Origin of the sequence: Streptomyces olivoverticillatus (genome assembly GCF_014203555.1) — a bacterium.
GTDB classification, from domain to species: domain Bacteria; phylum Actinomycetota; class Actinomycetes; order Streptomycetales; family Streptomycetaceae; genus Streptomyces; species Streptomyces olivoverticillatus.
Genome location: NZ_JACHJH010000005.1, coordinates 122,379 through 138,019, shown reverse-complemented (window position 1 = coordinate 138,019; position 15,641 = coordinate 122,379). Strand labels below are relative to the sequence as shown.

Here is a 15,641-nt window from a genome sequence, read left to right as displayed (position 1 = left end):
CTTACTTCTCCTTCTTGGCGCCGTAGCGGCTGCGAGCCTGCTTGCGGTTCTTGACGCCCTGGGTGTCGAGCGAGCCACGGATGATCTTGTAGCGAACGCCCGGCAGGTCCTTCACACGACCGCCACGCACGAGCACGATGGAGTGCTCCTGCAGGTTGTGGCCCTCACCCGGAATGTAAGCGGTGACCTCGATGCCGGAGGTCAGACGCACACGCGCGACCTTACGGAGCGCCGAGTTCGGCTTCTTCGGGGTGGTCGTGAAAACACGCGTGCAGACGCCGCGGCGCTGGGGCGAACCCTCGAGTGCGGGCGTCTTGTTCTTCTCGACCTTGTCCTGCCGGCCCTTTCGGACCAGCTGCTGGATCGTAGGCACCGTTTCTCCGGTTTCTGTGTGCCGATCACGATAAAACTAACCTGGGAGCTACCGCCGACCCACGCGGTCGGGCGTGTCGAAGGCTGCGGACCTCCGCCGCATGGCGGAATGGCGCAGATTTCGGTGTCTCCGAGCCGGCGTGGAATCCGTCCGGTTCCGGGCTTCCCATGCGGTCTGACGGCACGCACAAGAGCCCAGGGACACCCCAGGCACAAGGTCAGAGCGTACCTACCGCATGGGCTGCGGTCAAAACAAATACACACGCGGAGGACACCCCGATGTGCAGCAAATGTCGCAGATCTGCGGGGGGTTGGCCCGGCCTGGGGCTTCCGCGACCGCCGTATGGGTGAAATCACGCCGCAGGGCGGCCACCCCCGGAAGGGGTGACCGCCCTGTGTGCGTATCGCTTGCGACTACTGGTTGTACGGACCGTAGTCGTAGTCCTCCAGCGGGACCGCCTGGCCGGAGCCGGTGCCGAAGGGCGAGTAGTCGATGTCGTCGTAACCGACGGCCGAGTACATCGCGGCCTTGGCCTCCTCGGTGGGCTCCACCCGGATGTTGCGGTAGCGGGACAGGCCCGTACCGGCCGGGATGAGCTTACCGATGATGACGTTCTCCTTGAGGCCGATCAGGGAGTCCGACTTGGCGTTGATCGCCGCGTCGGTCAGAACCCGGGTCGTCTCCTGGAAGGACGCCGCCGACAGCCACGACTCGGTGGCGAGCGAGGCCTTGGTGATACCCATCAGCTGCGGACGGCCGGAGGCGGGGTGACCGCCCTCGGTGACCACACGACGGTTCTCGCCCTCGAAGCGCGAGCGCTCCACGAGCTCGCCCGGCAGCAGCTCCGCATCGCCGGACTCGATGATCGTCACGCGGCGCAGCATCTGCCGGATGATGATCTCGATGTGCTTGTCGTGGATCGACACGCCCTGCGAGTTGTAGACCTTCTGGACCTCGCCGACCAGGTGCACCTGGACGGCGCGCTGGCCGAGGATGCGCAGCACGTCGTGCGGGTTGGTGGCACCCACGGTGAGCTTCTGGCCCACCTCGACGTGGTCACCCTCGGCGACCAGCAGACGGGCACGCTTCGAGATCGGGAACGCCGTCTCGTCGCTGCCGTCGTCCGGGGTGACGACGAGCTTCTTGGTCTTCTCGGTCTCCTCGATGCGGACGCGGCCGGCCGCCTCCGAGATCGGGGCGACACCCTTGGGCGTACGGGCCTCGAAGAGCTCGACGACACGGGGCAGACCCTGGGTGATGTCGTCACCGGCCACACCACCGGTGTGGAAGGTACGCATCGTCAGCTGGGTACCGGGCTCACCGATGGACTGGGCGGCGATGATGCCGACCGCCTCACCGATGTCCACCAGCTTGCCGGTCGCCAGCGAGCGGCCGTAGCAGAAGGCACAGGTGCCGACCGCGGACTCACAGGTGAGGACCGAGCGGGTCTTGACCGTCTCGACGCCGTGGGCGACGAGCTGGCCGATGAGCACGTCACCGAGGTCGACGTTGGCCGGCGCGATGACCTTGCCGTCGACGACGACGTCCTCGGCGAGCATACGGGCGTACACGCTGGTCTCGACGTCGTCCGTCTTGCGCAGGACGCCGTCCTCGCCGCGAACGGCGATCGCCAGCTTGAGGCCGCGCTCGGTGCCGCAGTCCTCCTCGCGGATGATCACGTCCTGGGAGACGTCGACCAGACGACGGGTGAGGTAACCCGAGTCGGCGGTACGGAGGGCGGTGTCCGCGAGACCCTTACGGGCACCGTGGGTGGAGATGAAGTACTCCAGCACGGAGAGACCCTCACGGAACGACGCCTTAATGGGTCGCGGAATGGTCTCGTTCTTCGCGTTCGACACCAGACCACGCATACCGGCGATCTGCCGCATCTGCATCATGTTTCCTCGGGCACCCGAGTCAACCATCATGAAGATGGGGTTCGTCTTGGGGAAGTTCGCGTTCATCGCCTCGGCAACCTCGTTGGTCGCCTTGGTCCAGATCGCGATGAGCTCCTGCGTGCGCTCGTCCTTGGTGATCAGACCGCGCTCGTACTGCTTCTGGACCTTCTCGTCCTGGGCCTCGTAGCCCTTGACGATCTCCTTCTTGGCCTCCGGCACGACGATGTCGGAGACGGCGACGGTGACGCCGGAGCGGGTGGCCCAGTGGAAGCCGGCTGCCTTCAGGTTGTCGAGCGTCGCCGCCACGATGACCTTGGGGTAGCGCTCGGCCAGGTCGTTGACGATCTCGGAGAGCTGCTTCTTGCCCACCGAGTAGTCGACGAACGGGTAGTCCTCGGGCAGCAGCTCGTTGAAGAGCGCGCGGCCCAGGGTGGTGCGCAGACGGAAGGAGTCACCCTGCTGCCACTCCGGCTCGCCCTCCTCGGCGACCGGGGGAACCCAGCCGCGCGGGGGAACGGTGCCGATCGGGAAGCGGATGTCGACCTTCGCCTGGAGCGAGAGCTCCCGGGCGTCGAACGCCATGATCGCCTCGGCGACGGAACCGAAGGACCGGCCCTCGCCGATGACCTTGCGCTCTTCCTCGTCGGTGGTGAGGAAGAACAGACCGAGCACCATGTCCTGGGTCGGCATGGTGACCGGACGGCCGTCGGCCGGCTTGAGGATGTTGTTCGAGGACAGCATCAGGATGCGGGCCTCGGCCTGCGCCTCCGCGGAGAGCGGCAGGTGGACGGCCATCTGGTCACCGTCGAAGTCCGCGTTGAACGCGGTGCAGACGAGCGGGTGGATCTGGATGGCCTTGCCCTCGACCAGCTGCGGCTCGAAGGCCTGGATGCCGAGGCGGTGCAGCGTGGGCGCACGGTTCAGCAGCACCGGGTGCTCGGCGATGACCTCTTCGAGGACGTCGTACACGACGGTGCGGCCGCGCTCGACCATGCGCTTGGCCGACTTGATGTTCTGCGCGTGGTTCAGGTCGACCAGGCGCTTCATCACGAACGGCTTGAAGAGCTCCAGCGCCATGGCCTTGGGCAGACCACACTGGTGCAGCTTCAGCTGCGGGCCGACGACGATGACGGAACGCGCGGAGTAGTCCACACGCTTACCGAGCAGGTTCTGACGGAAACGACCCTGCTTGCCCTTGAGCATGTCGCTCAGGGACTTCAGCGGACGGTTGCCGGGGCCCGTGACCGGGCGACCACGACGGCCGTTGTCGAAGAGGGCGTCGACCGCCTCCTGGAGCATCCGCTTCTCGTTGTTCACGATGATCTCGGGGGCACCGAGGTCGAGCAGACGCTTCAGACGGTTGTTGCGGTTGATCACACGGCGGTACAGGTCGTTCAGGTCGGAGGTCGCGAAGCGGCCACCGTCCAGCTGCACCATCGGACGCAGGTCCGGCGGGATCACGGGGATGCAGTCCAGCACCATGCCGCTGGGGCTGTTGCGGGTCTGCAGGAAGGCGGAGACGACCTTGAGGCGCTTGAGCGCACGGGTCTTCTTCTGGCCCTTGCCGGTCCGGATGATCTCGCGGAGGCGCTCGGCCTCCTCGTCGAGGTCGAAGGACTCCAGGCGCTTCTGCAGCGCGGCGGCGCCCATCGCACCCATGAAGTAGGTGCCGAAGCGGTCGCGCAGCTCGCGGTAGAGCAGCTCGTCGCCCTCGAGGTCCTGGACCTTGAGGTTCTTGAAGCGGCTCCACACCTCGTCGAGGCGGTCGATCTCGCGCTGCGCGCGGTCGCGCAGCTGCTTCATCTCACGCTCGGCGCCCTCGCGCACCTTGCGGCGCACGTCGGCCTTGGCACCCTCGGCCTCGAGCTCGGCCAGGTCGGACTCGAGCTTCTTGGCGCGGGCCTCGAGGTCGGCGTCGCGGCGCTGCTCGATCTGCTGGCGCTCGACGGAGACGTGGGCCTCCAGCGAGGGCAGGTCGCGCGTGCGGCGCTCGTCGTCCACCCACGTGATCATGTAGGCGGCGAAGTAGATGACCTTCTCGAGGTCCTTCGGGGCCAGGTCGAGCAGGTAGCCCAGGCGCGACGGGACGCCCTTGAAGTACCAGATGTGGGTGACAGGAGCGGCAAGCTCGATGTGGCCCATCCGCTCACGACGCACCTTGGCGCGCGTGACCTCGACGCCACAGCGCTCACAGATGATGCCCTTGAAGCGGACACGCTTGTACTTGCCGCAGTAGCACTCCCAGTCCCGGGTGGGGCCGAAGATCTTCTCGCAGAAGAGCCCGTCCTTTTCCGGCTTCAGGGTGCGGTAGTTGATGGTCTCCGGCTTCTTGACCTCGCCGTGGGACCAGGTTCGGATGTCGTCCGCGGTCGCCAGGCCGATCCGCAGCTCGTCGAAGAAGTTGACGTCGAGCACTTGTCGTCAATCCCTCTTTCAGGGTTCGTGCCCTCCCGCCGTGGCGGGATATGGGCTCTACATCAGTGGTCTGGGGGTCCGGGGACGGTGGGGGGTTCCGGGGTCGGAACCCCCCACCAGACCCGTCAGACCTCTTCGACGCTGCTCGGCTCGCGCCGGGACAGGTCGATACCGAGCTCCTCCGCCGCGCGGAAGACGTCCTCGTCGGTGTCCCGCATCTCGATGGACATGCCGTCCGAGGACAGCACCTCCACGTTGAGGCAGAGGGACTGCATCTCCTTGATGAGCACCTTGAAGGACTCGGGGATGCCGGGCTCGGGGATGTTCTCGCCCTTGACGATCGCCTCGTAGACCTTCACTCGGCCGGTGACGTCGTCGGACTTGATGGTCAGCAGCTCCTGGAGGGCGTACGCGGCGCCATAAGCCTCCAGCGCCCACACCTCCATCTCACCGAAGCGCTGGCCACCGAACTGAGCCTTACCACCCAGCGGCTGCTGGGTGATCATGGAGTACGGACCGGTCGAACGGGCGTGCAGCTTGTCGTCGACCAGGTGGTGCAGCTTGAGGATGTACATGTACCCGACCGAGATCGGGTCCGGGAACGGCTCGCCGGAGCGGCCGTCGAACATCCGGGCCTTGCCGGACGGGAGCACCAGGCGCTCGCCGTCGCGGTTGGGGATCGTGGACTCGAAGAGACCGGCGATCTCGTCCTCGCGGGCGCCGTCGAAGACCGGGGTCGCGACGTTGGTGCCGGCGGCGACGTCGTCGGCGCCGATCGCCTGGAGCCGCTTCATCCAGTCCTCGTCGCCCTCGACCTTCCAGCCGCGGCTGGCGAGCCAGCCGAGGTGGATCTCGAGGACCTGTCCCGGGTTCATTCGGGACGGGACACCGAGCGGGTTGAGGATGATGTCGACCGGGGTGCCGTCCTCGAGGAACGGCATGTCCTCGACGGGCAGGATCTTGGAGATGACACCCTTGTTGCCGTGACGGCCGGCGAGCTTGTCACCATCGGTGATCTTGCGCTTCTGGGCCACGTAGACGCGGACCAGCTGGTTCACGCCCGGCGGCAGCTCGTCGCCCTCTTCGCGGTCGAAGACGCGGACGCCGATGACCTTGCCGATCTCGCCGTGCGGGACCTTCAGCGAGGTGTCACGGACCTCACGGGCCTTCTCACCGAAGATCGCGCGGAGCAGGCGCTCCTCCGGCGTCAGCTCGGTCTCACCCTTGGGCGTGACCTTGCCGACCAGGATGTCGCCGGCGACGACCTCGGCACCGATGCGGATGATGCCGCGCTCGTCGAGGTCGGCGAGGACCTCCTCGGAGACGTTCGGGATGTCCCGGGTGATCTCCTCGGGGCCCAGCTTGGTGTCACGGGCGTCGACCTCGTGCTCCTCGATGTGGATCGAGGAGAGGACGTCGTCCTGCACGAGGCGCTGCGACAGGATGATCGCGTCCTCGTAGTTGTGGCCTTCCCACGGCATGAACGCCACGAGCAGGTTCTTGCCGAGCGCCATCTCGCCCTCGTCCGTGGACGGACCGTCGGCGAGCACCTGGCCGGTGACCACGCGGGCGCCCTCGTCCACGACGACCTTCTGGTTGAAGGACGTGCCCTGGTTCGAGCGGGAGAACTTGGCGACACGGTAGGTGTTGTACGTGCCGTCGTCGTTGGCCACCGTGACGTAGTCGGCGGAGACCTCCTGGACGACACCGTCCTTCTCGGCCTTGATGACGTCACCGGCGTCGACCGCACAGCGGTACTCCATGCCGGTGCCGACCAGCGGCGCCTCCGCCTTGATCAGCGGAACGGCCTGGCGCATCATGTTCGATCCCATGAGCGCGCGGTTGGCGTCGTCGTGCTCGAGGAACGGGATCATGGCGGTCGCGACCGACACCATCTGGCGCGGGGAGACGTCCATGTAGTCGACGTCGTCGCCGGCGATGTAGTCGATTTCGCCACCACGGCGGCGGACGAGCACGCGCGACTCGGCGTAACGCATGTCCTCGGTGAGGGGGGCGTTCGCCTGGGCGATGACGAAGCGGTCTTCCTCGTCGGCGGTCAGGTAGTCGACCTCGTCGGTGACGACACCGTCGACGACCTTGCGGTACGGGGTCTCGACGAAACCGAACGCGTTGACCCGGCCGTAGGAGGCGAGCGAGCCGATCAGACCGATGTTCGGGCCTTCGGGCGTCTCGATCGGGCACATGCGGCCGTAGTGCGACGGGTGAACGTCACGGACCTCGAAGCCGGCCCGCTCACGGGAGAGACCACCCGGGCCCAGCGCCGAGAGACGACGCTTGTGGGTCAGACCCGACAGCGGGTTGGTCTGGTCCATGAACTGGGACAGCTGGCTGGTGCCGAAGAACTCCTTGATGGAGGCGACGACCGGCCGGATGTTGATCAGGGTCTGCGGCGTGATCGCCTCGACGTCCTGGGTGGTCATCCGCTCGCGGACGACGCGCTCCATACGAGCCAGGCCGGTGCGGACCTGGTTCTGGATGAGCTCGCCGACGTTGCGCAGACGACGGTTGCCGAAGTGGTCGATGTCGTCGGTCTCGACGACGATCGTGGTGCCGTTCTCGCCGACGGTCTCGGCCTCACCGGCGTGCAGCTTCACCAGGTACTTGATCGTCGCGATGATGTCGTCGACGGTCAGCACACCGGCGTCGAGCGGCGCGTCCGCGGCCAGCTTCTTGTTGACCTTGTAACGGCCGACCTTGGCGAGGTCGTAGCGCTTGGGGTTGAAGTAGAGGTTCTCGAGCAGCGTCTGCGCGGCCTCACGCGTCGGCGGCTCGCCCGGGCGCAGCTTGCGGTAGATGTCGAGCAGCGCGTCGTCCTGGCCCTGGGTGTGGTCCTTCTCCAGGGTGGCGCGCATGGACTCGTACTCGCCGAACTCCTCCAGGATCTGCTCGGTGGTCCAGCCGAGGGCCTTGAGGAGGACGGTCACGGACTGCTTGCGCTTGCGGTCGATGCGCACACCGACCATGTCGCGCTTGTCGACCTCCATCTCCAGCCACGCGCCCCGCGAGGGGATGATGCGGGCCGAGAAGATGTCCTTGTCGGACGTCTTGTCGATGGAGGAGTCGAAGTAGACACCGGGCGAACGGACCAGCTGCGAGACGACGACACGCTCGGTGCCGTTGATGCAGAAGGTGCCCTTGGGCGTCATGAGCGGGAAGTCGCCCATGAAGACCGTCTGGGACTTGATCTCACCGGTCTCGTTGTTGGTGAACTCCGCGGTGACGAAGAGCGGGGCCGCGTACGTGAAGTCGCGCTCCTTGCACTCGTCGATGGAGTTCTTCGGGGGCTCGAAACGGTGGTCGCGGAAGGTCAGCGACATCGACCCGGAGAAGTCCTCGATCGGAGAGATCTCCTCGAAGATCTCCTCCAGTCCGGACTTGGTGGGGACGTCCTGACCGCTGTCCAGCGCAGCCTCGACGCGAGCCTTCCAGGCGGCATTGCCGAGCAGCCAGTCGAAGCTCTCGGTCTGCAGCGCAAGGAGGTTCGGAACCTCGAGGGGCTCCTTGATCTTCGCAAAAGAGATGCGCAGCGGGGCGGTGCTGGCGCCGGTGTTCGTATTGGCGGTCGAGGCGTTGCGCGAGGCGGCCAAGAGGGGGTCCTTCCGAGGGCTCGGACTCACTACGCGCGTACCGGTCCCACTCGTCGCGTACGAGAGAAATCCCAGCTCAGGGGGTTTCCATCAACTGTGCTCGAGAGTGGGCATGCCCCTGGTGACGGGCAGGGAGCAGCTAACAGGCAGCGCAAAGGGTCAGTGTAGCCACTTGGCCCACTGATGTCCAGAGCGGATTTCCGGAGACCGGTGCGATACCAATCTCTCCCTCCGGGATCCTCTTGTTCCTCGTCGCCTGACGCAAGACTTCCCCGATCGCGCTCGATCCATGCCTCGGACGGAGGATCGACAGAACCCCGGGGTGAACGCCGCTCGTCACCGCGTCCAGAGAATCGCGCGCGGCGTGCCGTTCGTCAAGGCCCCTCGGCCGCCGGACGCCTCCCGTGGCGCCTCTCGTGGCTCCTGCGGGGCCGCGCCGGACGTACGGCCGCGGGCCGCCCGGCGAGGCAACGATGATCACCATACTCGCCCCCGGGGTCGGCCGTGCGCAGCCGCTGCGGGAACGCCCAAGGGCGACCACCCGCATGGGTGATCGCCCTTGGTTTGCCGGTGCAAGCCGGCGAAGAGAGTCAGCAGACTCCGAAGGTCACTTGACCTCGACGGAGGCGCCGGCGCCCTTGAGGGCCTCGGCGGCCTTCTCCGCGGCGTCCTTGGCGACCTTCTCGAGGACGGGCTTCGGGGTGCCGTCGACGAGGTCCTTGGCCTCCTTCAGGCCCAGGGAGGTCAGCTCACGCACGACCTTGATGACCTGGATCTTCTTGTCACCGGCGGCGGTGAGGATGACGTCGAACTCGTCCTGCTCCTCAGCGGCCTCGGCGGCGGCGGCGGGGCCACCGACGGCGACAGCGGCAACCGGGGCGGCAGCGGTGACGTCGAACTTCTCCTCGAACGCCTTCACGAACTCGGAGAGCTCGATGAGGGTCATGCCCTCGAACTGCTCGAGCAGGTCTTCCTGAGAGAGCTTCGCCATGATGGCGGGTCCTTCCACTAAATCGGCAGGTGCCGGATGTACATGTCGGCGGGCGGACGGCCCGCTGTGACCAGCGCGTTCAGGCAGCGCTGATCAATGCGCGAGCCGAATTACTCGGCACCGCCCTGCTCGGCCTGCTTGGCACGAAGCGCCTCCGCGGTGCGGACGAACTTCGAGGGGAGCGCCTGGAAGAGCGCGGCAGCCTGGGACTGCTTGCCCTTCATGGCACCCGCCAGCTTGGCGAGCAGAACCTCGCGGGACTCGAGGTCCGCAAGCTTCTTGATCTCATCGGCGGACAGCGCCTTGCCATCAAGGACACCGCCCTTGATGATCAGGTTGGGGTTGTCCTTGGCGAAGTCACGGAGACCCTTCGCCGACTCCACCGGGTCACCGGTGACGAAGGCGACAGCCGTCGGGCCAGCGAAGAGCTGGTCGTCGAGCTGGAACCCGGCCTCATTGGCCGCGATCTTGGTCAGCGTGTTCTTCACCACGGCGTACTGCGCGTTCTCACCGAGCGAACGGCGCAGCGTCTTGAGCTGCGCCACGGTGAGACCGCGGTACTCGGTCAGCACAGCGGCGTTGGAGCTGCGGAACTTGTCCGTCAGCTCGGCAACCGCGGCGGCCTTGGCGGACGTCGCCATGAGCCTCGGCCTCCTTCCGGGTGATTCGGACCGCTTAGGCGCGAGAAGGGACCTGGGCAAAACGAAACGCCCCGGCGCAGGCGCTCGGGGCGTGACTCGACCGTACGGACACAATCACTTGCGTCTTTCACGGGAGTGCAACCACAATCACCTGCGCAGGTCGCCCGCAGCTAGCGGATCCTTCGGCCACCACACCCCCCGAGGGAGACGCAGCAACGACCAGCGGTCTTTGGCTTCTGGCAAAAGGTACGCGAGCGACGGGCGAACAAGCAAATCGGCGCCGACCGGGCGGTTCAGAGGCTCTTCCCTCAGAGGCTCTTCCCGGCCTCGCCCAGGCCGCCGGCCGGACGGTCGCCCATGTCGGCCGTGTCGTCGGCCGCAGGGGCCTCGACGGTGACCGGCTTGTCGAAGTCCTTGAAGACCATCGTCATGTCGAGCGGGCCCTTGTCGGCCTGCCCGCGCTCGCGCAGCTGGACCGGCCGGTTGTCCTTGGCGATCCACAGGTCGACGTCGAGCTTCTGCATGCCCTGCTGGCGGAGCTGCTCGACCGTCTTGCGGCGGCGCTCCTTGGTCGCGTCGCTGCCGTCCTTGCCGGCTGCCCCGGCCATCTCGTCGAGCGTGACGGAGCCCGCGTAGTGCGTGGCCGGGATGCCGTTGACGGTCTCCTCGCCGACCTTCTTGATGTCCTTGGAGCCGGAGAGCAGGCCCGTTTGGGCGGACGGGTCCTGGTGGGCCGCGCCCATCCCGCCGAGGGCGTCCTTCATCTTGCCCTTCAGGGGCATCTTCAGCCAGTGCTTGCCGTCCAGACGGTCGGATATCTTCTCGTTGCCGCCCATGTACATGGCGTCCCCGACGAGCTTGAGCGTGAACCTGCCGTCCTCCCCGTGATCGGCGAGCTCCACGTTCATCTCCATGGCCTTCGGGTCCATGTTCATGGCCAGCTCGGCCTTCATCCGCCCCGGAACACCCGGGCCGATGCCGCTCATCTCGACCCGCAGGGACTTCAGCTCCGCGGCCTTCTTCGACGCGCTCTGCACGGCAGCCGCAGGAGCCCCGGAGGCGGCCTCCGACGGGGCCGCGGACGCGGACTTGGCAGGGGAGCTGCCGCCCGAGGACGAACAGCCCGTAGTGGCCCCGCAGAGCAGCAGCCCGGCGGCCATACCGGTGGTTACGCGTACCGCACGGCGATTCATGAATATGACCCCCCATAAACGATGTTGTACGGACGATATCCGCCCGCACCGACACCGCGGCAACCGGATAACGCAACCGGGCCCCGCACCCAGAAGGGTGCGGGGCCCGGCCCGTGAAGCTCACACGCTACGAGAGGTCGCTCAGACCGTCTCGTCCTCGACGAGGAGGTTGCGGGTGCGGTTGGGGTCCAGCGCGATGCCGGGGCCCATCGTGGTGGTCAGAACCGCCTTCTTGATGTAGCGGCCCTTCGCGGCGGACGGCTTGAGGCGGGAGATCTCCTCGAGCGCCGCGGCGTAGTTCTCCACCAGCTTGGTGTCGTCGAACGAGACCTTGCCGATGATGAAGTGCAGGTTCGAGTGCTTGTCGACGCGGAACTCGATCTTGCCGCCCTTGATCTCGGTCACGGCCTTGGCCGTGTCCGGGGTGACCGTGCCGGTCTTCGGGTTCGGCATCAGGCCACGGGGACCGAGCACGCGGCCGAGGCGGCCGACCTTGCCCATGAGGTCCGGGGTGGCGACGACGGCGTCGAAGTCCAGACGGCCCTTGGCGACCTCGTCGATCAGCTCGTCGGCACCGACGATGTCGGCGCCGGCGGCACGCGCGGCCTCGGCACGGTCGCCGGTCGCGAAGACCAGGACCCGGGCGGTCTTACCGGTGCCGTGCGGAAGGTTCACGGTGCCGCGGACCATCTGGTCGGCCTTGCGCGGGTCGACACCCAGGCGGAAGGCAACCTCGACGGTCGCGTCGAACTTGGTCGCGGAGGTCTCCTTGGCGAGACGGACGGCCTCGAGGGGAGCGTACAGACGCTCCTTCTCGACCTTGGCGTCCGCAGCGCGGAGAGTCTTGCTGCGCTTCACTTCTGCTCCTGAAAGGTTGAGCGGGGAGTCGTGGTCCGGACCAGCGCTTGGTCCTGCCACTGAGGGGTCAGACGGGAGCTGATCAGCCCTCGACCGTGATGCCCATGGAACGGGCGGTGCCGGCAATGATCTTCGCGGCGGCGTCCAGGTCGTTGGCGTTCAGGTCGGGCATCTTGGTCGTGGCGATCTCGCGGACCTGCGCCTCGGTGATCTTGGCGACCTTGGTCTTGTGCGGCTCGCCGGAGCCCTTGTCCACGCCCGCAGCCTTGAGGATCAGCTTGGCGGCCGGCGGAGTCTTGGTGACGAAGGTGAAGGAACGGTCTTCGTAGACCGTGATCTCCACCGGCACGACCATGCCACGCTGCGACTCGGTCGCGGCGTTGTAGGCCTTGCAGAACTCCATGATGTTGACGCCGTGCTGACCCAGCGCGGGGCCGACCGGCGGAGCCGGGTTGGCGGCACCGGCGTTGATCTGGAGCTTGATAAGCCCCGTGATCTTCTTCTTCTTGGGAGGCATTGCTCTCTCCGGGTCCTAGTGAGAGTTTTTTGCCTGCGCACAATGCGCGCAGGCATACCGCACCACGATAACGGGTAACATGCTGCGGCCAAAAACCGAGCAGGTCAGACAGGCTGTGAGCAGCCCGTCTGACCTGGTCGGAAGCGTGTGTCCGGGAAGAACTAGTTCTTCTGGATCTGGTCGAAGCTCAGCTCGACCGGGGTCTCGCGACCGAAGATCTCGACGAGGCCCTTGACCTTCTTCGAGTCGGCGTTGATCTCGTTGATCGTCGCCTGCAGCGTCGCGAACGGGCCGTCGGTGACAGTGACCGAGTCGCCCACCTCGAAGTCCAGCACCTGGACCTCGACCTTGCGGCTGGGGGCCGGACGGCCCTCGGCCTCGGCGGCCTCCTTGGCGGCCTTCGCCTCGGCCTCCGGGGCGAGCATCTTGACGATCTCGTCCAGGGTCAGCGGGTACGGGTCGTAGGCGTTGCCGACGAAGCCGGTGACGCCCGGGGTGTTGCGGACGACGCCCCAGGACTCGTTCGTCAGGTCCATGCGCACCAGCACGTAGCCGGGCAGCTTGTTCTGGCGGACGGTGCGGCGGTCGCCGTTCTTGATCTGGACGACCTCTTCCTGCGGCACCTCGGCCTGGAAGATGTAGTCCTCGACGTTGAGCGAGACGGCGCGCTGCTCGAGGTTGGTCTTCACACGGTTCTCGTAACCGGCGTAGGTGTGGATGACGTACCACTCGCCGGGCAGGCCGCGCAGCTCGTCGCGGAGCGCCTCGATCGGGTCGACCGGGGCCTCTTCCTCGGCGGGCTCCTCGGCCTCGGCGGCCTCGTCACCGGAGAGGGCGGCGTCCTCGGCGTCCTCGGCGTGGACCGCGGCCTCCTCGGCGGGCTCGCCCGCGGCGGCGTCCTCGGCGTCCAGCTCGTCCACGTTGTCGGCACCCTCGAGGATCTGGGTCTCGGTGTCCTCGCCGATCTCCTCCGAGGGAGCCGGAGCGTCCACGTCGGCCTCCGTCGCCTCGACGGGCTCGGCGGCGTCGTTCAGGTTCGGGTCAGACACGTGGCTGCTTCTTCCTGGCTTCAATGTGGGTGGAACGTGCGAAGAGACGGCTCTCTCCAGGAAGTCCCCGGACAGAGGCCGCCTTGCGCGCGGATTCAGCGTCAGCCGAAGACGTACTTGACGGCCTGGTTGAACCCATAGTCAATCACGGTCACCAGACCGATGACGATGACAACAAAGACGATCACCACAGTGGTGTACGTCGACAGCTGGTTCCGGGTGGGCCAGACGACCTTGCGGAGCTCGGCGACAACCTGGCGGTAAAAGAGCGCGAGGCGGCCCAGAGGGCCCTTCTTCCCGCGCTTGCCACCACGGCGGCCCTTCTTGGAGGCCACCTCGTCCTCTGGACGACCGCTCTCAGGCGTCGCGGTGGAGCCAAGGGCTTCCGTCACTACGTCCTCACCTGAATCCGGGTCGTGGCCGTGCCGCGCCCGGGTGAGCCGCACGGCGGTGCATTTCAGTACGTACGCATGCACGCACCCTGGTGACGATGCGTGTAGCAGGGCCGAAGGGACTTGAACCCCCAACCGCTGGTTTTGGAGACCAGTGCTCTACCAATTGAGCTACGACCCTTTGTGGTTCCTCCTAAACGTACCGCATCCATCCGGAAGCACGGTGTGCATGCACGGAGCGGATTCGCCGGTTAAGAGGCCAACGACGGATGAGTGTACGTGCTCCGGCGGCCGTCGTCGAACAGCTCGCGGTCCGAAAGGCGTGTGACCGCGTCCCGGCGGGTCTGCGACGATGCCTGTATGACCGCTGCGACTCCTCCCGTACAGTCCCCCACCGAGCGCCGGGTGTCCGCCCGCATCGGTTCGATCTCCGAGTCCGCCACCCTCGCGGTGGACGCCAAGGCCAAGGCCCTCAAGGCCGCCGGCCGCCCCGTGATCGGCTTCGGCGCCGGCGAGCCCGACTTCCCCACGCCCGGGTACATCGTCGAGGCCGCCATCGAGGCCTGCCGCGACCCCAAGTTCCACCGCTACACTCCGGCCGGCGGTCTGCCCGAGCTCAAGGCCGCCATCGCCGCGAAGACGCTGCGCGACTCCGGCTACGAGGTCGAGGCCTCCCAGGTGCTCGTCACCAACGGCGGCAAGCAGGCCATCTACGAGGCCTTCGCCGCCATCCTCGACCCGGGCGACGAGGTCATCGTCCCGGCCCCGTACTGGACCACCTACCCCGAGTCGATCCGCCTCGCGGGCGGCGTCCCGGTGGACGTCGTGGCCGACGAGACGACCAACTACCGCGTCTCCGTCGAGCAGCTCGAGGCCGCCCGCACCGAGAACACCAAGGTGCTGCTCTTCGTCTCCCCCTCGAACCCCACCGGCGCCGTGTACTCCCGCGCCCAGGTCGAGGAGATCGGCCGCTGGGCCGCCGAGCACGGCCTGTGGGTGCTGACGGACGAGATCTACGAGCACCTGGTCTACGGCGACGCCGAGTTCTCCTCGCTGCCGGTGGTCGTGCCCGAGCTGCGCGACAAGTGCATCGTGGTCAACGGCGTCGCCAAGACGTACGCCATGACCGGCTGGCGCGTGGGCTGGGTCATCGGCCCGAAGGACGTCGTCAAGGCCGCCACCAACCTGCAGTCGCACGCCACGTCCAACGTGTCGAACGTGGCGCAGGCCGCGGCGCTGGCCGCCGTCTCCGGCGACCTGGAGGCCGTCGAGGAGATGAAGGTCGCCTTCGACCGCCGCCGCCGCACGATGGTGCGCATGCTCAACGAGATCGACGGCGTGCTCTGCCCGGAGCCGGAGGGCGCCTTCTACGCCTACCCGTCGGTCAAGGGCCTGCTCGGCAAGGAGATCCGCGGCAAGCGGCCCGCCACCTCCGTGGAGCTGGCCGCGCTGATCCTGGACGAGGTTGAGGTCGCGGTCGTCCCCGGCGAGGCCTTCGGCACCCCGGGCTACCTGCGCCTGTCCTACGCCCTGGGCGACGAGGACCTGGTCGAGGGCATCGGCCGGGTCCAGAAGCTGCTGGCGGAGGCGAAGGCGTAACGCCCTCTCCCTCCTGCCCGTGCGGGCCCCCGGCTGCGGCCGGGGGCCCGCATTGGTTGTCAGTCCGCTCCCCGTTCAGGGAAAGCGTCTTCCCGTTGACGGGCGCG

Annotated in this window: 11 protein-coding genes and 1 tRNA gene; 1 reads left to right on the top strand and 11 read right to left on the bottom strand. The window is 67.1% G+C overall.

Translation table 11 applies throughout. The annotated features are described in order from the left end of the window. Position 1 precedes the first annotated feature (1 nt). The 11 genes from rpsL to FHS39_RS17720 form a co-directional block, all read right to left on the bottom strand. Entirely contained in the window at positions 2 to 373 is a 372-nt protein-coding gene (rpsL, locus tag FHS39_RS17770; RefSeq protein ID WP_003948652.1) for a 30S ribosomal protein S12, read from the bottom strand. Between the two features lie 413 nt (positions 374 to 786). After that, positions 787 to 4,686 (bottom strand): DNA-directed RNA polymerase subunit beta', encoded by a 3,900-nt coding sequence (locus FHS39_RS17765; RefSeq protein WP_184350334.1) that lies wholly within the window; start codon positions 4,684 to 4,686, stop codon positions 787 to 789. A gap of 125 nt (positions 4,687 to 4,811) precedes the next feature. Beyond that, positions 4,812 to 8,294 carry a DNA-directed RNA polymerase subunit beta gene (rpoB, locus tag FHS39_RS17760; protein WP_184350333.1) on the bottom strand — a complete coding sequence of 1,161 codons (3,483 nt, stop codon included), beginning with the start codon at positions 8,292 to 8,294 and terminating at the stop codon, positions 4,812 to 4,814. Between the two features lie 607 nt (positions 8,295 to 8,901). Continuing rightward, positions 8,902 to 9,285, bottom strand: a complete 384-nt coding sequence (rplL, locus tag FHS39_RS17755; RefSeq protein ID WP_184350332.1) for a 50S ribosomal protein L7/L12 — start codon at positions 9,283 to 9,285, stop codon at positions 8,902 to 8,904. Positions 9,286 to 9,395: 110 nt separating this feature from the next. Further along, the gene (gene rplJ, locus FHS39_RS17750; protein WP_184350331.1) at positions 9,396 to 9,926 is read right to left on the bottom strand and encodes a 50S ribosomal protein L10; all 531 of its coding nucleotides are present in this window, start codon (positions 9,924 to 9,926) and stop codon (positions 9,396 to 9,398) included. Positions 9,927 to 10,234: 308 nt separating this feature from the next. Continuing rightward, on the bottom strand, positions 10,235 to 11,119 hold the full coding sequence (locus tag FHS39_RS17745) for an SCO4651 family lipoprotein (protein ID WP_184350330.1): 885 nt from the start codon (positions 11,117 to 11,119) through the stop codon (positions 10,235 to 10,237). Between the two features lie 141 nt (positions 11,120 to 11,260). After that, positions 11,261 to 11,977, bottom strand: a complete 717-nt coding sequence (gene rplA / locus FHS39_RS17740) for a 50S ribosomal protein L1 (protein ID WP_184350329.1) — start codon at positions 11,975 to 11,977, stop codon at positions 11,261 to 11,263. Positions 11,978 to 12,059: 82 nt separating this feature from the next. Next, positions 12,060 to 12,494 (bottom strand): 50S ribosomal protein L11, encoded by a 435-nt coding sequence (gene rplK, locus FHS39_RS17735; RefSeq protein ID WP_184350328.1) that lies wholly within the window; start codon positions 12,492 to 12,494, stop codon positions 12,060 to 12,062. Positions 12,495 to 12,655: 161 nt separating this feature from the next. Then, the gene (nusG, locus tag FHS39_RS17730) at positions 12,656 to 13,543 is read right to left on the bottom strand and encodes a transcription termination/antitermination protein NusG (protein ID WP_184350327.1); all 888 of its coding nucleotides are present in this window, start codon (positions 13,541 to 13,543) and stop codon (positions 12,656 to 12,658) included. 101 nt (positions 13,544 to 13,644) lie between these two features. Continuing rightward, positions 13,645 to 13,935 carry a preprotein translocase subunit SecE gene (gene secE, locus FHS39_RS17725; RefSeq protein WP_184350326.1) on the bottom strand — a complete coding sequence of 97 codons (291 nt, stop codon included), beginning with the start codon at positions 13,933 to 13,935 and terminating at the stop codon, positions 13,645 to 13,647. A 108-nt stretch (positions 13,936 to 14,043) separates the two neighbouring features. Continuing rightward, positions 14,044 to 14,116, bottom strand: a tRNA-Trp gene (locus tag FHS39_RS17720). A 179-nt stretch (positions 14,117 to 14,295) separates the two neighbouring features. Between FHS39_RS17720 and FHS39_RS17715 the strand changes: the two genes are divergently transcribed. Beyond that, complete coding sequence (locus FHS39_RS17715; protein WP_184350325.1) at positions 14,296 to 15,534, top strand: pyridoxal phosphate-dependent aminotransferase; 1,239 nt, start codon at positions 14,296 to 14,298, stop codon at positions 15,532 to 15,534. Positions 15,535 to 15,641: the final 107 nt, after the last annotated feature.